A 17356-nucleotide genomic window follows, 5' to 3' on the forward strand; every position below is an offset into this window, starting at 1 on the left:
CGCGCCGGTTCTCATTCCTGAGCCTGGCGGAACCGCTGTTGTCTTGTTCCCCCGGCCACAACCCCCCTGAGAGGGCCGCACCGCAGGCGACGCGAGGCCTGCCGGCCTCGCGTCCTTGGACGCCGTCATGGGGGCTCTGAGAGCCCCCACGAGGCGCGGTATATCCGAGAAGGAGTGTTACTTGGCCTTCTCGAGGATCTCCACGACCCTCCACCGCTTGGTGGCGGAGAGGGGGCGGGTCTCCATGAGCAGCACGCGGTCGCCCACGCCACAGGCGTTGGCCTCGTCGTGCGCCTTGTACTTGGTCGTACGGCGGATGACCTTGCCGTACAGACGGTGCTTCACGCGGTCCTCGACGGCGACGACGACGGTCTTGTCCATCTTGTCGCTGACGACGAGGCCCTCCCGGACCTTGCGGAAATGCCGCCCGGCCTCGGTCTCCTCAGTGGTGCTTGTCTCGGTCTCAGCCATCGCTCGTCTCCTTCTCGACCGTGACGATGCCGAGCTCGCGCTCGCGCATCACGGTGTAGATACGGGCGATCTCGCGGCGAACGGCACGCAGCCGCCCGTGGCTCTCCAACTGACCGGTCGCTGACTGGAAGCGGAGGTTGAACAGCTCCTCCTTGGCTTCCTTGAGCTTCTGGGCCAGGGTGTCCTGGTCTTCCACTCGCAGCTCGCCGGCGGTCAGGCCCTTAGCCATCACGCCTCACCCACTTCACGCTTAACGATCTTGCACTTCATCGGCAGCTTGTGAATGGCCCTGGTGAGGGCCTCACGTGCGACCGACTCCGCCACGCCGGACAGCTCGAACATGACGCGTCCGGGCTTGACGTTGGCGATCCACCACTCCGGCGAACCCTTACCGGAACCCATGCGGGTCTCAGCAGGCTTCTTGGTGAGCGGACGGTCGGGGTAGATGTTGATCCACACCTTGCCGCCACGACGGATGTGACGGGTCATGGCGATACGAGCGGACTCGATCTGGCGGTTGGTCACGTAGGAGTGCTCAATCGCCTGAATGCCGTACTCGCCGAACACGACCCTGGTGCCGCCCTTGGCGGCTCCGCTGCGGTCGGGCCGGTGCTGTTTGCGGTGCTTGACCCTGCGCGGGATCAGCATGGTCAGCTCCCTTCAGCACCCGGCTGCGCAGCCGGGCCGGTCTCGGGGGCGGCCTGTGCGGCCGCCTCGTTGCGGGGGGCGCGGTCGCCACGGCCGCCACCACGACGGGGACGGTCGCCGCCGCCACCACGACGCGGACGGTCACCGCCACCGCCACCGCCACCGCCGCCACCGCGACGGTCGTCGCGGTCACGACGCTGGCCGGCACGGGCGCCTGCGGCGGCGGCCTCGCGCTCGGCGCGGCTGGTCGGAGCCTCGCCCTTGTAGATCCAGACCTTCACGCCGATGCGGCCGAAGGTCGTACGGGCCTCGTAGAAGCCGTAGTCGATGTCCGCGCGAAGCGTGTGCAGCGGCACACGGCCCTCGCGGTAGAACTCCGACCGCGACATCTCGGCGCCGCCCAGACGACCGGAGCACTGGACACGGATGCCCTTGGCGCCGGACTTCATGGCCGACTGCATCGCCTTGCGCATGGCACGACGGAACGAGACACGGCTGGAGAGCTGCTCGGCCACGCCCTGCGCGACGAGCTGGGAGTCGATCTCCGGGTTCTTGACCTCGAGGATGTTGAGCTGAACCTGCTTCTTGGTCAGCTTCTCCAGGTCGCCACGGATACGGTCCGCCTCGGCGCCGCGGCGGCCGATCACGATGCCGGGACGCGCGGTGTGGATGTCCACCTGAACGCGGTCCGTGGTGCGCTCGATCTCGACCTTGGAGATGCCGGCCCGCTCCATGCCCTTCTGCAGCATGCGGCGGATCGCCACGTCCTCGGCGACGTATGCCTTGTACAGCTTGTCGGCGTACCACCGGCTCTTGAAGTCGGTCGTGATGCCGAGGCGGAACCCGTGCGGGTTAACCTTCTGGCCCACTATCGGGTCCTTCCCTTCGGCTCGCGGGACTCCACGATCACAGTGATGTGGCTCGTCCGCTTGTTGATCCGATAGGCGCGACCCTGTGCACGCGGACGGAACCGCTTCAGCGTCGGGCCCTCGTCCACCCAGGCACGGCTCACGAAGAGCGTGTTGGGGTCGAGATCGAAGTTGTGCTCAGCGTTCGCCATGGCGCTGCTGAGCACCTTGTAGATCGGCTCGCTCGCCGACTGGGGAGCGAACTGCAGTACGGCCTGCGCCTCCGAAGCGGGCAGCCCGCGAATAAGGTCCACCACGCGGCGGGCCTTGAGGGGCGTGACACGGACGAACCGCGCCTGAGCCCTGGCTTCCATCGCTTACTCCTCTTACTGCTTCTGAAGGCGTCTATCGCCGGCTGCGCCGGTCTTCCTTGACGTGGCTGCGGAAGGTCCGCGTGGGGGCGAACTCTCCCAGCTTGTGGCCGATCATCGACTCGGTGACGAACACCGGGACGTGCTTGCGGCCGTCGTGTACGGCGATCGTGTGCCCCAGCATGTCGGGGACGATCATGGAGCGCCGCGACCACGTCTTGATGACGGTTTTGGTGCCCTTCTCGTTCTGGACGTCGACCTTCTTCTGAAGGTGACCGTCCACGAAGGGACCCTTCTTTAGGCTACGTGGCATTTCGGCTGCTCCTACCGCTTCTTCCTCTTGCTCCGACGCCGGATGATCAGCCGGTCGCTGGCCTTGTTGGCCTGACGGGTGCGCCCCTCGGGCTTGCCCTTCGGGTTCACCGGGTGGCGACCACCGGAGGTCTTGCCCTCACCGCCACCATGCGGGTGGTCGACGGGGTTCATCGCGACACCACGGACGGTCGGGCGCTTGCCCTTCCACCGCATACGGCCGGCCTTACCCCAGTTGATGTTGGCCTGCTCGGCGTTGCCGACCTGACCGACAGACGCCCGGCAGCGCACGTCGACCATGCGCATTTCGCCGGACGGCATACGCAGGGTGGCGTACTGGCCTTCCTTGGCGAGCAACTGGATCTGGGCGCCCGCGGAGCGGCCGAGCTTGGCGCCGCCGCCCGGACGGAGCTCCACCGCGTGGATGAAGGTACCCGTCGGGATGTTGCGCAGCGGCAGGCAGTTGCCCGGCTTGATGTCGGCAGCGGGGCCGTTCTCGATTCGGTCGCCCTGCTTGAGGCCCGTCGGCGCGATGATGTAGCGCTTCTCGCCGTCGGCGTAGTGGAGCAGAGCGATGTTGGCGGTGCGGTTGGGGTCGTACTCGATGTGAGCGACCTTCGCCGGAATGCCGTCCTTGTCATGCCTCCGGAAGTCAATGATCCGGTAGGCGCGCTTGTGACCGCCGCCTTGGTGGCGTGCGGTGACCCGGCCGTGTACGTTGCGGCCGCCCTTGCCATGAAGGGGCGCAAGCAACGACTTCTCAGGCTCGCTACGGGTGATCTCGGAGAAGTCCGAGACACTCGATCCGCGGCGACCTGGAGTCGTCGGCTTGTACTTACGGATGCCCATCTTTTTCGTTCATCCTTCGTCGGTTACATGGGTGAGCCCGCCGCACCGAGGTGCGACGGTCTCCGCCCCGCGCGGACCATGCGGCCCGCACTCACTTCTATGAAGCTGCTAGCCGATCTGACCGAAGATATCGATCCGATCGCCCTCGACCAGGCTCACGATGGCGCGCTTGGTGTCGGGACGCTTGCCGAAACCGGTGCGGGTGCGCTTGCGCTTGCCCTGCCGGTTGATGGTGTTCACGCTGGTGACCTTGACCCCGAAGATCTGCTCAACAGCGATCTTGACCTGGGTCTTGTTCGCGGTCTTCTTCACCAGGAACGTGTACTTGTTGTTCTCGTCGATCAGGCCGTAGCTCTTCTCAGAGACGACCGGCTTGACGATGATGTCGCGCGGGTCGGCGATCTTCTCCATCAGGCGTCTTCCTTCCCGCTGTTGCTCAGGCGAGCGACGGTCTGGTCGTACGCCTCCTGGGTGAAGACCACGTCGTCGTGCACGAGCACGTCGTAGGTGTTGAGCTGCCCGGCGTCCAGCAGGTGGACCTCGGGGGCGTTACGCAGGCTCAGCCACGTCAGCTCGTCCGTCTCACCGACGACGAGCAGCACGCGCGGAGCCTGAGTGATCTTGCGCAGCGCGTCCAGAGCGGTCTTGGTCTTCGGGGTCTCCCCCGACACCAGCGTGCTGACCACGTGGACGCGACCGCCGCCGGCCCGGTCAGAGAGGGCGCCACGCAGGGCGGCGGCCTTCATCTTCTTGGGCGTACGCTGCGAGTAGTCGCGCGGAACCGGACCGTGGACGACGCCACCGCCGGCGAACTGCGGCGCACGGGTCGAGCCCTGACGGGCGCGGCCGGTGCCCTTCTGGCGGTACGGCTTCTTGCCGCCGCCGGAGACCTCACCACGGCTCTTCGCCTTGTGGGTGCCCTGCCGCCGAGCGGCGAGCTGGGCCACGACCACCTGGTGGATCAGTGGAACGTTGACCTTGTAACCGAAGATGTCTTCGGGCAGGTCAACCGTGCCGGTCTTGGCACCGCTGGCGTCGAGGACGTCAATAGTGGTGCTCACTTGGCAGCCCCCTTCTTGGCAGCGGTACGGACGAGGACCAGGCTGCCGTTGGCGCCGGGGATCGCACCCTTGATCAGGATGAGACCGTTCTCGGTGTCAATGGAATGAACCTTCAGGCTCTGCACGGTGGTGCGGACGTTACCCATCCGGCCAGCCATGCGCAGACCCTTGAAAACGCGGCCCGGGGTGGCGCAGCCACCGATGGAACCCGGCGAGCGGTGCTTGCGCTGCGTACCGTGCGACGCGCCCAAACCCTTGAAGCCGTGCCGCTTCATGACACCCGCGAAACCCTTGCCCTTACTCTTGCCCGTCACGTCGACGAACTGGCCGGTCTCGAAGGTGTCGGCCAGCAGCTCCTGGCCGAGGGTGTAGTCGCTCGCGTCGTCGGTGCGGATCTCCGCGAAGTAACGGCGCGGAGTGATGTCGTGCTTACGCAGGTAGTCGCCGAGCGGCTTGTTGACCTTCCGGGGGTCGACCTGCCCGAAGCCGAGCTGGATGGCGGAATAGCCGTCCTTCTCCGCGGTACGGACCCTGGTCACCACGCACGGACCGGCCTCGACCACGGTGACCGGAACCATCCGGTTGTCCGCGTCGAAGACCTGGGTCATGCCGAGCTTCTTGCCCAGGACGCCCTTGATCGTCTTAGCCATGTCAGTGCGTTCCCTCAGAGCTTGATCGAGATGTCGACACCCGCGGGGAGGTCGAGCCGCATGAGCGAGTCAACCGTCTTGGGGGTCGGGTCGATGATGTCAATCAGCCGCTTGTGCGTGCGCATCTCAAAGTGCTCGCGGCTGTCCTTGTATTTGTGCGGCGAGCGGATGACGCAGTACACGTTCTTCTCGGTCGGCAGCGGCACCGGGCCCGCGACCTTCGCGCCAGTCCGCGTCACCGTCTCGACGATCTTCTTGGCCGAGCTATCGATGACCTCGTGGTCATAGGCCTTAAGCCGGATGCGGATCTTCTGTCCCGCCATAATGGCCTCGGTGTCCTTCGCTGTCGTCTGAAAAAGTATCGTGCGGCCTGTTGCCGCTATGTCGTTGCAGGTCGAGACCTGCGCGACCCCACGAGGCAGACGTAGTCGATCTGCCTTTTCTTCCGTGATCCGGCAGTGACTTCGGTCACATGGCCGAAGCTACTGCTGGATCACGGCGCCGTGACGTGGAGCCTGTTTACGTGGTGCGGCGGTCGGTCCCTGACTCGGGGCCGACCGCCACCCCAGCGGTCCAGCTACTTGATGATCTTAACGACCCGGCCGGCGCCGACGGTGCGGCCACCCTCACGGATCGCGAACTTGAGGCCTTCCTCCATGGCGATGGGCTGGATCAGCTCAACGCGCATTTCGGTGTTGTCGCCCGGCATGACCATCTCGGTGCCCTCGGGGAGGTTCACCACACCGGTCACGTCAGTCGTACGGAAGTAGAACTGCGGGCGGTAGTTGTTGAAGAACGGCGTGTGGCGCCCGCCCTCGTCCTTGGACAGGATGTAGACCTGGCCGGTGAACTCGGTGTGCGGGGTCGTCGTGCCCGGCTTGATGATGCACTGGCCGCGCTCGACGTCGTCACGCTTGATACCACGCAGGAGCAGGGCGGCGTTGTCGCCGGCCTGGCCCTCGTCGAGCATCTTGTTGAACATCTCGATGCTGGTGACGGTGGTGGTGGTCTTCACTTCCTTGATACCGATGATGTCAACCTGCTCGTTGACCTTCACGATACCGCGCTCGATACGACCGGTGACGACCGTGCCACGACCCGTGATCGAGAAGACGTCCTCGACCGGCATGAGGAACGGCTTCTCCGTCTCACGCGGGGGCTCGGGGACGTTCTCGTCCACGGCGTTCATCAGCTCGACGATGCTGTCGGCCCACTTCTCGTCGCCCTCAAGAGCCTTGAGCGCGGAGACGCGGATGACGGGCAGGTCGTCGCCGGGGAACTCCTGAGCGGACAGCAGCTCACGGACCTCGAGCTCGACGAGCTCCAGGATCTCCTCGTCGTCGACCATGTCGGCCTTGTTCAGGGCCACGACGATGTAGGGGACGCCGACCTGGCGGGCCAGGAGGACGTGCTCCTTCGTCTGCGGCATCGGGCCGTCGGTGGCGGCGACGACAAGAATCGCACCGTCCATCTGAGCGGCGCCGGTGATCATGTTCTTCACGTAGTCGGCGTGACCAGGGCAGTCCACGTGCGCGTAGTGGCGCTTCTCGGTCTGGTACTCGACGTGCGCGATGGAGATCGTAATGCCACGAGCCTTCTCCTCAGGCGCCTTGTCGATCTTGTCGAACGGGGTCGCCTTGTTGAGCTCGGGGTAGCGGTCGTGAAGCACCTTGGTGATCGCCGCGGTCAGCGTGGTCTTGCCGTGGTCGATGTGTCCAATGGTGCCGATGTTCATGTGCGGCTTGGTCCGCTCGAACTTGGCCTTGCCCACTGGTTCTCTCCTTGAGAATCTGACTGACTTTCGTCTACACACTCGGGCCCGGGAACTCCCGAACCCCTTGGCGACGGGGTGGTGGCTCGCACCACCCCGCCAGGGACCAGGACTGAAGTCCTGGACCGGTCGGTCTTAGCGACCGGACCAGGGACTATTCGCCCCGGGCCTTCGCGACGATCTCCTTGGCGATGCCCGGAGGCACCTCCGAGTAGGAGTCGAACTGCATGCTGTAGCTCGCGCGTCCCTGCGTCTTGCTACGAAGGTCGCCCACGTAGCCGAACATCTCATTCAGCGGCACGAGCGCCGTGATGACGCGAGCGCCTGCGCGCTCGTCCATCGACTGGATCTGCCCGCGACGACCGTTGAGGTCGCCGATGACATCACCCATGTAGTCCTCGGGCGTGGTGACTTCGACAGACATCGTCGGCTCGAGAAGGACCGCGTCCGCCTTGCGCGCGGCCTCCTTGAAGGCCATCGAGCCAGCGATCTTGAACGCCATCTCCGAGGAGTCGACGTCGTGGGCGGCACCGTCAGTCAGCGTAACCTTCACGCCGACCATCGGGTAACCGGCCAGGACACCGAACTCGGCGGCCTCCTGGGCGCCGGCGTCGACCGAGGGGATGTACTCCCTCGGGACACGGCCACCCGTGACCTTGTTCTCGAACTCGTAGCCGTCGTTGCCTTCGCCCAGCGGTTCGAGGTTGATGATCACCCGCGCGAACTGACCGGAACCACCGGTCTGCTTCTTGTGGGTGTAGTCGACCTTCTCCACCTTGCGGCGGATGGTCTCGCGGTAGGCGACCTGGGGACGGCCGACGTTCGCCTCGACCTTGAACTCGCGACGCATCCGGTCGACGAGGATCTCAAGGTGAAGCTCGCCCATGCCCCAGATGACCGTCTGACCGGTCTCCTCATCACGACGGACCTGGAAGGACGGGTCCTCCTCGGCCAGTCGCTGGATCGCGATCGACAACTTCTCCTGGTCGCCCTTGGTCTTGGGCTCGATCGCGACGTTGATGACCGGAGCCGGGAACGTCATCGACTCGAGCACGACCTGGTTGGCCGGGTCGGAGAGGGTGTCACCGGTGGTGGTGTCCTTCAGACCCATGACGGCCACGATCTGACCAGCGATCGCCGACGGGCGCTCTTCGCGCTTGTTGGCGTGCATCTGGTAGATCTTGCCGATCCGCTCCTTCTTCCCCTTCACCGAGTTGACGACCTGCGATCCGGTCTCGAGCGTGCCCGAGTAGATGCGGATGTAGGTCAGCTTGCCCAGGTGCGGGTCGCTGGCGATCTTGAATGCCAGCGCGGAGAACGGCTCGGCCGGGTCCGCGTGCCGCTCGATCACCTTCTCCTCGTTGCCGACCGCGTGGCCCTTGAAGGCCGCGAGGTCGGTCGGCGCGGGGAGGTAGGCGACGATCGCGTCGAGCAGGGGCTGAACGCCCTTGTTCTTGAACGCGGTGCCGCAGAGCACCGGGTTGATGGCGCTGGCCAGCGTCGCGCGGCGGATGGCCGCGATCAGCTGCTCCTCGGAGGGCTCAGTGCCCTCGAGGAAGAGCTCCATCAGCTCGTCGTCGTTCTCGGCGACCGTCTCGATGAGGCGGTCACGCCACTCACGAGCGGCCTCGGCGTGGTCGGCCGGGACGTCGACGATGTCGTACATCTCGCCCTTGGCCGCCTCGGCGCTCCAGATGAGCCCCTTCATCGTGATGAGGTCGATGACGCCCTTGAAGTCGGCCTCAACGCCCCACGGAAGCTGAATCACAGCCGGGGTGGCCCCCAGGCGGCTGATCATCATCTCGACGCAGCGGTGGAACTCCGCGCCGACCCGGTCCATCTTGTTGACGAAGCAGATCCGGGGAACTTCGTAGCGGTCAGCCTGGCGCCACACCGTCTCCGACTGCGGCTCGACACCCGCGACGCCGTCGAACACGGCGACCGCGCCGTCGAGGACGCGGAGCGAACGCTCCACCTCGATGGTGAAGTCGACGTGGCCCGGAGTGTCGATGATGTTGATCGTGTGACCGACCCACTCGCAGGTCGTCGCGGCAGACGTGATCGTGATGCCGCGCTCCTGCTCCTGCTCCATCCAGTCCATCGTGGCAGCGCCCTCGTGGACTTCACCGATCTTGTAGTTGATGCCGGTGTAGAACAGGATGCGCTCGGTCGTGGTGGTCTTGCCCGCGTCGATATGGGCCATGATCCCGATGTTTCGGACCTTGGCCAGGTCAAGAGCGGTCGTGGTGGCCACTTCTCTCGCGTCCTCGTCGTCTCGTCGAACCCGCCGGGGTTACCAGCGGTAGTGGGCGAAGGCCTTGTTGGACTCGGCCATCTTGTGGGTGTCCTCGCGCTTCTTCACGCTCGCCCCGAGGCCGTTGCTGGCGTCGAGGAGCTCGTTCATGAGGCGCTCGGTCATGGTCTTCTCGCGGCGGGCGCGGGAGTACTGCACCAGCCAGCGCAGGGCCAGGGTGGTGCTGCGCGTGGCGCGCACCTCAACCGGCACCTGGTAGGTCGCGCCACCGACACGGCGGCTGCGGACCTCAAGCGTGGGCTTGACGTTGTCCAGCGCGCGCTTCAGGGTGACGACCGGGTCGTTGCCCGTCTTGTCCCTGCAGCCCTCAAGGGCGCCGTAGACGATCGACTGCGCGATGGAGCGCTTGCCGTCCAGGAGCACCTTGTTGATCAGAGCGGTGACCAGCGGCGAGCTGTAAACCGGGTCAGCCATGAGCTGACGACGGCCAGGAGAACCCTTACGAGGCATTGTTAGCTCTTCTCCTTCTTCGCGCCGTAGCGGCTGCGGGCCTGCTTACGGTTGCGGACACCCTGGGTGTCCAGCGAGCCGCGGATGATCTTGTAGCGAACACCAGGCAGGTCCTTCACACGACCGCCACGCACGAGCACGATGGAGTGCTCCTGGAGGTTGTGCCCCACACCGGGGATGTAGGCCGTAACCTCGATGCCGTTCGTGAGCCGAACGCGGGCCACCTTGCGCAGTGCCGAGTTGGGCTTCTTGGGGGTCGTCGTGTAGACGCGCTGGCAAACGCCGCGGCGCTGCGGACTCCCCTTGAGGGCAGGAGTCTTGGTCTTGGAGACCTTGTCCTGCCGGCCCTTGCGGACCAACTGCTGAATAGTGGGCACTGCCACTCCGTTTCGTGCTGGCCGGTACTACGTCAATGTGATGCTTTTCGCAGGTTCTGCCGGTGTCATGACCTGCTGGTTTACCCCTGTCCCGGCGCCCCCGCGCTCGGGCGTGTCGCGCTATTCGCACAGACACATCCCGCGAGATGACGAGCCAGGAAGCCGCCCTACGCGCCGCAATGGGCGCACGGTCGAGAGCCCGTACAGAAGACGGGGCACGATGCTCAAGACTACCCAGGCCTGTGCGACACGTCAAAACGACGCGGCAAAGCGTACAAGCCTTGCCACTTCGGATCGCCGAGACCTATTTCATCCAAGCTTCGGGCCCCATGGTATAGGCCCCCGGACGCTTTCGCCCCCCAGACCGGAAACCGCCATCTGACCGTAACGCTCACGCACGGCTCCGTACGCCCCCACGCCGCCCTCCCGCGGGCGGTCCCATCGCCGGGAGACCGGCCACAGGGCGCCATGACGACGGGTGCGGCCCGCGGCCGTCTCCCTGGCCGACCCTCGGCCACGCGCGGCCTCTGGGGCCACCACGGCGACGCGCAGGGGAAAAGCAGCGCGCCCGGGTCTCTCTCGACGAGAGACCCGGGCGCGTCAGCTTGTACAGGCGACCAGAAGGTCAGCGGTTGTACTGACCGAAGTCGTACTCCTCCAGCGGAACAGCCTCGCCGCTGCCGGTGCCGAAGGTGTAGTCGGCGGCCGAGCCGTCGTAACCCCCGACGGTGTACATGGCGGCCTTGGCCTCCTCGGTCGGCTCCACCCGGATGTTGCGGTACTGCGGCATGCCAGTGCCGGCCGGGATGAGCTTGCCGATGATGACGTTCTCCTTCAGGCCCAGGAGCGAGTCGGACTTGGCGTGGATCGCCGCGTCCGTCAGGACCCTGGTCGTCTCCTGGAAGGAGGCCGCCGACAGCCACGACTCGGTGGCGAGCGAGGCCTTCGTGATGCCCATGAGCACCGGACGGCCGGCGGCCGGCGAGCCGCCCTCCGCCACCGTCTCGCGGTTCATCAGCTCGAAGCGCGGACGCTCCACGAGCTCGCCGGGCAGCAGGCTGGTGTCACCGGACTCCAGCACGTTCACGCGCTTGAGCATCTGCCGCACGATAATCTCGATGTGCTTGTCGTGGATCGACACACCCTGCGAGCGGTAGACCTGCTGGACCTCCGCCACCAGGTGCAGCTGCACGGCCCGCGGGCCGAGGATGCGCAGCACCTCGTTGGGGTTGACCGCACCGGCCACGAGCTGCTGGCCGACCGTGATGCGCTGGCCGTCCTGGATGAGCAGGCGCGACCGCATCGAGACCGGGTAGGCGATCTCCTCCGACCCGTCGTCGGGGGTGACCACGAGCTTCCTGGTCTTGTCGGTCTCGTCGATCCGCACCCGGCCCTCGGCCTCGGAGATCGGGGCGACACCCTTGGGGATGCGCGCCTCGAACAGCTCCGTGACACGGGGCAGACCGTGGGTGATGTCGGCGCCGGCCACACCACCGGTGTGGAACGTACGCATGGTCAGCTGCGTGCCGGGCTCGCCGATCGACTGGGCGGCGATGATGCCGACCGCCTCGCCGACGTCCACGAGCTTGCCGGTGGCCAGCGAGCGGCCGTAGCAGGTCGCGCAGACACCGATCTTGGCCTCGCAGACGAGCGCGCTGCGGGTGCGGACGGTCTCGACACCGGCCTCGACCAGCTTCGTCACGTGGATGTCGTTGATGTCGACACCCACCGGGACGATGACCTTGCCGTCGACCTCGACGTCCTCGGCCATGATGCGGCCGTGCACGTTGGACTCGGCGTTCTCCGCCTTGACCAGGTTGCCCGACGCGTCGCGGTCGGCGACGTGCAGCGGAACCCCGCGGTCGGTGCCGCAGTCGATCTCGCGCACGATGACGTCCTGCGCCACGTCCACCAGACGACGGGTCAGGTAACCCGAGTCGGCGGTACGCAGAGCGGTGTCGGCCAGACCCTTCCGCTGACCGTGGGTGGAGATGAAGTACTCCAGCACCGACAGGCCCTCGCGGAACGAGGCCTTGATCGGCCGCGGGATCGTCTCACCCTTGGTGTTGGACACCAGGCCACGGATACCGGCGATCTGCCGGACCTGCATCTTGTTACCACGGGCGCCGGAGTTGACCATCATCCAGACCGGGTTGGTCGCCGGGAAGGCGTTGACCATGTCGGTCTCGACGTCGGCCGTGGCGTGCGTCCAGATCTCGATGAGCTCCTGACGGCGCTCCTCGTCGGTGATCAGACCACGCTCGTACTCGCGCTGAACCTTGTCGGCCCGGCGCTCGTAGTTCTCCATGATGTTGGTCTTGTTCGGGGGCGCGACGACGTCCTCGATCGAGATCGTGACACCGGAGCGGGTCGCCCAGCGGAAGCCGGCGTCCTTGAGCGCGTCGAGCGAGTTGGCGACGTCGATCTTGGGGTAGGTCTCCGCCAGCTCGTTCACGATCGTGGACAGCTGCTTCTTGCCGACCTGGAAGTCGACGAACGGGTAGCTCTCGGGGAGCGTCTGGTTGAACAGGCACCGCCCGAACGTCGTCTCCAGCCGCAGGGCGTCGCCCGGCTCCCAGCCCTCGGGAGCGACCCACTCGCGCGGGGGCAGGACGTCCTTCAGCCGGATCTGGATCCGGGCCTGGATGTCCAGGTCCTTGCGGTCGAAGGCCATCTGCGCCTCGGCGATGGAGCCGAACACGCGGCCCTCGCCGGCGGCGCCCTCCTTGTGGGTGGTCAGCCAGTAGAGGCCGATGACCATGTCCTGGGTGGGCATCGTCACGGGCTTGCCGTCGGCCGGCTTGAGGATGTTGTTGGTCGAGAGCATCAGGATGCGTGCCTCGGCCTGGGCCTCAGCCGACAGCGGCAGGTGCACGGCCATCTGGTCGCCGTCGAAGTCCGCGTTGAACGCGGTGCAGACGAGCGGGTGGATCTGGATGGCCTTGCCCTCGACGAGCTGCGGCTCGAACGCCTGGATGCCCAGGCGGTGGAGCGTCGGTGCGCGGTTGAGCAGCACCGGGTGCTCGGTGATGACCTCTTCGAGCACGTCCCACACCACGGGGCGAGCCCGCTCGACCATGCGCTTGGCCGACTTGATGTTCTGGGCGTGGTTGAGGTCCACGAGCCGCTTCATCACGAACGGCTTGAACAGCTCCAGCGCCATCTGCTTGGGCAGGCCGCACTGGTGCAGCTTGAGCTGCGGGCCGACGACGATGACCGAACGGCCGGAGTAGTCGACTCGCTTGCCCAGCAGGTTCTGGCGGAACCGGCCCTGCTTGCCCTTCAGCATGTCGCTGAGGGACTTGAGCGGACGGTTGCCGGGCCCGGTGACCGGGCGGCCACGACGGCCGTTGTCGAACAGCGCGTCCACGGCCTCCTGCAGCATCCGCTTCTCGTTGTTCACGATGATCTCGGGCGCGCCGAGGTCGAGCAGTCGCTTGAGGCGGTTGTTGCGGTTGATGACCCGGCGGTAGAGGTCGTTCAGGTCGGAGGTGGCGAACCGGCCACCGTCGAGCTGCACCATCGGGCGCAGGTCCGGCGGGATGACCGGGATGCAGTCGAGCACCATGCCGCGCGGCGAGTTGGTCGTGCTGAGGAACGCCGACACGACCTTGAGCCGCTTGAGCGCGCGGGCCTTCTTCTGGCCCTTGCCGCTGCGGATGGTCTCGCGCAGGTTTTCAGACTCGACGTCGAGGTCGAAGCTGATCAGGCGGTCCTGGATCGCCTGCGCGCCCATGCCGCCCTTGAAGTAGCGGCCGAAGCGGTCACGCATCTCGCGGTAGAGCAGCTCGTCGCCCTCAAGGTCCTGGACCTTGAGGTTCTTGAAGCGGCTCCAGACCTCGTCGAGCCGGTCCAGCTCACGCTGGGCCCGGTCGCGAAGCTGACGCATCTCGCGCTCGGCGCCCTCGCGGACCTTACGGCGCTGGTCGCCCTTGGCGCCGGCGGCCTCGAGCTCGCCCAGGTCGGACTCAAGCTTCTTCTGCCTGGCCTCGACATCGGCGTCACGGCGCTGCTCGATGTGCTGCCGCTCGACGGAGATCTTCGCCTCCAGCGAGGGCAGGTCCCGCTCACGCATCTCGGTGTCGACCTGCGTGATCATGTAGGCCGCGAAGTAGATGACCTTTTCCAGGTCCTTCGGTGCCAGGTCGAGCAGGTAGCCGAGGCGCGACGGAACGCCCTTGAAGTACCAGATGTGCGTGACGGGCGCGGCCAGCTCGATGTGGCCCATCCGCTCACGACGCACCTTGGCGCGAGTCACCTCGACGCCACAGCGCTCACAGATGATGCCCTTGAAGCGGACGCGCTTGTACTTACCGCAGTAGCACTCCCAGTCGCGGGTCGGGCCGAAGATCTTCTCGCAGAAGAGTCCGTCCTTTTCCGGCTTGAGGGTTCGGTAGTTGATGGTCTCGGGCTTCTTGACCTCGCCATGCGACCACTGACGGATGTCGTCGGCGGTCGCAAGACCGATCCTGAGCTCGTCGAAGAAGTTGACGTCTAGCATTTTCTGCGATCTCCCCCTCAGACTTCTTCCACGCTGCTCGGCTCACGCCGGGACAGATCGATACCAAGCTCCTCCGCCGCGCGGAAGACGTCCTCGTCGGTGTCCCGCATCTCGATGGACATGCCGTCGCTGGAGAGCACCTCGACATTCAGGCACAGCGACTGCATTTCCTTGATGAGGACCTTGAAGGACTCGGGAATGCCCGGCTCGGGGATGTTCTCGCCCTTGACGATGGCCTCGTAGACCTTCACGCGGCCAAGGACATCGTCGGACTTGATGGTCAGGAGCTCCTGCAGGGCGTAGGCGGCGCCGTACGCCTCCAGGGCCCACACCTCCATCTCACCGAAGCGCTGGCCACCGAACTGGGCCTTACCGCCGAGCGGCTGCTGCGTGATCATGGAGTAGGGACCGGTCGATCGAGCGTGAATCTTATCGTCGACCAGGTGGAGCAGTTTGAGGATATAGATGTAGCCGACCGAGATCGGATACGGGAACGGCTCGCCTGAGCGGCCGTCGAACAGTCGTGCCTTGCCGCTCTGCTGCACCATCCGGTCACCGTCACGGTTGGCGATGGTGCTGTCCAGCAGACCGACGATCTCCTCCTCATGGGCGCCGTCGAAGACCGGGGTCGCCATGTTGGTGCGCGGGGCGACCTTCTCGAAGCCCTTGTCACGCAGCCGCTCGGCCCAGGCCTCCTGGACGCCGGAGATGTCCCAGCCCCGGGCGGCGATCCACCCCAGGTGGGTCTCCAGCACCTGGCCGACGTTCATCCGGCCCGGCACACCGAGAGGGTTGAGGATGATGTCGACCGGGGTGCCGTCCTCCAGGAACGGCATGTCCTCGACCGGAAGGATCTTGGAGATGACGCCCTTGTTGCCGTGACGGCCGGCGAGCTTGTCACCGTCGGTGATCTTACGCTTCTGGGCCACGTAGACGCGGACCAGCTCGTTGACCCCCGGCGGCAGCTCGTCGCCCTCTTCCCGGCTGAACACCCGGACGTGGATGACCTTGCCCTGCTCGCCGTGCGGCACCTTCAGCGAGGTGTCGCGGACTTCGCGGGCCTTCTCCCCGAAGATCGCGCGCAGCAGCCGCTCCTCCGGGGTGAGCTCGGTCTCGCCCTTGGGCGTGACCTTGCCGACCAGGATGTCGCCGGGTACGACCTCGGCGCCGATGCGGATGATGCCGCGCTCGTCGAGGTCGGCCAGGACCTCCTCGGAGACGTTGGGGATGTCCCGGGTGATCTCCTCCGGGCCCAGCTTGGTGTCACGGGCGTCGACCTCGTGCTCCTCGATGTGGATCGAGGAGAGGACGTCGTCCTGGACCAGCCGCTGGGACAGGATGATCGCGTCTTCGTAGTTGTGGCCCTCCCACGGCATGAACGCCACGAGCAGGTTCTTGCCGAGCGCCATCTCACCCTTGTCGGTGCAGGGCCCGTCGGCGATCACCTGGTTGACCTCGACCCGGTCGCCCTCGGCGACGATGGGCTTCTGGTTGAAGGAGGTGCCCTGGTTGGAGCGCTTGAACTTGGCGACGCGGTAGGTGGTGCGGGTGCCGTCGTCGTTCATCACGGTGACGTAGTCGGCGGAGACCTCCTCGACCACACCCGCCTTCTCGGCGCTGATCACGTCGCCGGCGTCGGTCGCGGCACGGTATTCCATGCCGGTGCCGACCAGCGGCGCCTCGCTCTTGAGCAGCGGCACCGACTGGCGCTGCATGTTGGAGCCCATGAGCGCGCGGTTGGCGTCGTCGTGCTCAAGGAAGGGGATCATCGCGGTGGCGACCGACACCATCTGGCGCGGCGACACGTCGATGTAGTCGACCTCGTCGGCACGGGCGAGCTCGGTCTCGCCGCCCTTGGTACGGACCAGGACGCGGGGGTCCTGGAACGTGCCGTCGGCGTTGAGCACCGTGTTGGCCTGCGCCTTGACGTAGCGGTCTTCCTCGTCGGCGGTGAGGTAGTCGATCTGGTCGATCACCTTGCCCTCGACGACCTTGCGGTAAGGCGTCTCGACGAAGCCGAAGGCGTTGATCCGGCCGTAGGAGGCCAGCGAGCCGATCAGGCCGATGTTGGGGCCTTCAGGCGTCTCGATCGGGCACATCCGGCCATAGTGGGACGGGTGCACGTCACGGACCTCGAAGCCGGCCCGCTCACGGGACAGACCGCCGGGACCCAGCGCGGAAAGACGCCGCTTGTGCGTCAGACCGGCCAGCGGGTTGGTCTGGTCCATGAACTGCGAGAGCTGCGAGGTGCCGAAGAACTCCTTGATCGACGCCACGACCGGGCGGATGTTGATCAGGGTCTGCGGCGTGATGGCCTCGACGTCCTGCGTGGTCATGCGCTCGCGGACGACTCGCTCCATGCGGGCCAGGCCCAGGCGGACCTGGTTCTGGATCAGCTCGCCGACGCTGCGCAGACGGCGGTTGCCGAAGTGGTCGATGTCGTCCACCTCGACGATGATCTCGCCGTTGGCGCCCGGCATCGAGTCCTCACCGGCGTGCAGCCGGACGATGTACTCGATCGTGGCGACGATGTCGTCTTCGGTCAGGGTGCCCTGGGTGATCTCCGAGTCGACCCCGAGCTTCTTATTGATCTTGTAACGACCCACCTTGGCGAGGTCGTAGCGCTTGGGGTTGAAATAGAGGTTCTCCAGCAGGGTCTGCGCCGACTCCTTGGTCGGCGGCTCACCCGGCCGCAGCTTGCGGTAGATGTCGAGCAGCGCGTCGTCCTGGCCG

At 66.1% G+C, this 17356-nt stretch carries 17 protein-coding genes; all 17 read right to left on the bottom strand.

Translation table 11 applies throughout. The features are described from left to right. Nucleotides 1-177: 177 nt before the first annotated feature. Complete coding sequence (gene rpsQ, locus ACWD0F_RS03795) at nucleotides 178-471, bottom strand: 30S ribosomal protein S17 (protein WP_449872352.1); 294 nt, start codon at nucleotides 469-471, stop codon at nucleotides 178-180. Further along, a complete protein-coding gene (gene rpmC / locus ACWD0F_RS03800; protein ID WP_449872353.1) occupies nucleotides 464-700 on the bottom strand; it encodes a 50S ribosomal protein L29 in 237 nt (78 codons plus the stop codon). The genes rpsQ and rpmC overlap by 8 nt, the downstream gene beginning before the upstream one ends. Then, nucleotides 700-1119: a 50S ribosomal protein L16 gene (gene rplP, locus ACWD0F_RS03805; protein WP_449872354.1), complete on the bottom strand. Its 420-nt coding sequence runs from the start codon at nucleotides 1117-1119 to the stop codon at nucleotides 700-702. Before rplP ends, rpmC begins: the two co-directional genes overlap by 1 nt. 2 nt (nucleotides 1120-1121) lie before the next feature. Next, nucleotides 1122-1988, bottom strand: coding sequence for a 30S ribosomal protein S3 (gene rpsC, locus ACWD0F_RS03810; RefSeq protein ID WP_449872355.1), 867 nt, complete (start codon nucleotides 1986-1988; stop codon nucleotides 1122-1124). Further along, entirely contained in the window at nucleotides 1988-2341 is a 354-nt protein-coding gene (gene rplV, locus ACWD0F_RS03815; protein ID WP_148439696.1) for a 50S ribosomal protein L22, read from the bottom strand. Before rplV ends, rpsC begins: the two co-directional genes overlap by 1 nt. Before the next feature lie 31 nt (nucleotides 2342-2372). Continuing rightward, complete coding sequence (gene rpsS, locus ACWD0F_RS03820; RefSeq protein ID WP_449872356.1) at nucleotides 2373-2651, bottom strand: 30S ribosomal protein S19; 279 nt, start codon at nucleotides 2649-2651, stop codon at nucleotides 2373-2375. A gap of 11 nt (nucleotides 2652-2662) precedes the next feature. After that, complete coding sequence (gene rplB / locus ACWD0F_RS03825; protein WP_449872357.1) at nucleotides 2663-3499, bottom strand: 50S ribosomal protein L2; 837 nt, start codon at nucleotides 3497-3499, stop codon at nucleotides 2663-2665. A gap of 108 nt (nucleotides 3500-3607) precedes the next feature. Further along, on the bottom strand, nucleotides 3608-3910 hold the full coding sequence (gene rplW, locus ACWD0F_RS03830) for a 50S ribosomal protein L23 (protein WP_449872358.1): 303 nt from the start codon (nucleotides 3908-3910) through the stop codon (nucleotides 3608-3610). Beyond that, entirely contained in the window at nucleotides 3910-4560 is a 651-nt protein-coding gene (gene rplD, locus ACWD0F_RS03835; protein ID WP_449872359.1) for a 50S ribosomal protein L4, read from the bottom strand. The genes rplW and rplD overlap by 1 nt, the downstream gene beginning before the upstream one ends. After that, complete coding sequence (gene rplC / locus ACWD0F_RS03840; RefSeq protein WP_449872360.1) at nucleotides 4557-5210, bottom strand: 50S ribosomal protein L3; 654 nt, start codon at nucleotides 5208-5210, stop codon at nucleotides 4557-4559. The genes rplD and rplC overlap by 4 nt, the downstream gene beginning before the upstream one ends. A gap of 14 nt (nucleotides 5211-5224) precedes the next feature. Further along, entirely contained in the window at nucleotides 5225-5533 is a 309-nt protein-coding gene (gene rpsJ, locus ACWD0F_RS03845) for a 30S ribosomal protein S10 (RefSeq protein ID WP_012887830.1), read from the bottom strand. Between the two features lie 254 nt (nucleotides 5534-5787). Further along, a complete protein-coding gene (gene tuf, locus ACWD0F_RS03850) occupies nucleotides 5788-6981 on the bottom strand; it encodes an elongation factor Tu (protein WP_449872361.1) in 1194 nt (397 codons plus the stop codon). Nucleotides 6982-7135: 154 nt separating this feature from the next. Continuing rightward, nucleotides 7136-9184: an elongation factor G gene (gene fusA, locus ACWD0F_RS03855; RefSeq protein WP_449872362.1), complete on the bottom strand. Its 2049-nt coding sequence runs from the start codon at nucleotides 9182-9184 to the stop codon at nucleotides 7136-7138. Nucleotides 9185-9274: 90 nt separating this feature from the next. Beyond that, complete coding sequence (rpsG, locus tag ACWD0F_RS03860) at nucleotides 9275-9745, bottom strand: 30S ribosomal protein S7 (protein ID WP_449872363.1); 471 nt, start codon at nucleotides 9743-9745, stop codon at nucleotides 9275-9277. Nucleotides 9746-9747: 2 nt separating this feature from the next. Beyond that, nucleotides 9748-10122 carry a 30S ribosomal protein S12 gene (gene rpsL, locus ACWD0F_RS03865; protein ID WP_020542315.1) on the bottom strand — a complete coding sequence of 125 codons (375 nt, stop codon included), beginning with the start codon at nucleotides 10120-10122 and terminating at the stop codon, nucleotides 9748-9750. Between the two features lie 625 nt (nucleotides 10123-10747). Next, nucleotides 10748-14623: a DNA-directed RNA polymerase subunit beta' gene (locus ACWD0F_RS03870; protein ID WP_449872364.1), complete on the bottom strand. Its 3876-nt coding sequence runs from the start codon at nucleotides 14621-14623 to the stop codon at nucleotides 10748-10750. A 17-nt stretch (nucleotides 14624-14640) separates the two neighbouring features. Further along, nucleotides 14641-17356 (bottom strand): DNA-directed RNA polymerase subunit beta (gene rpoB / locus ACWD0F_RS03875; RefSeq protein ID WP_449872365.1); only part of this gene is annotated, 2716 nt, incomplete at its 5' end.

The sequence above is a fragment of the Nonomuraea sp. NPDC002799 genome, assembly GCF_053592075.1.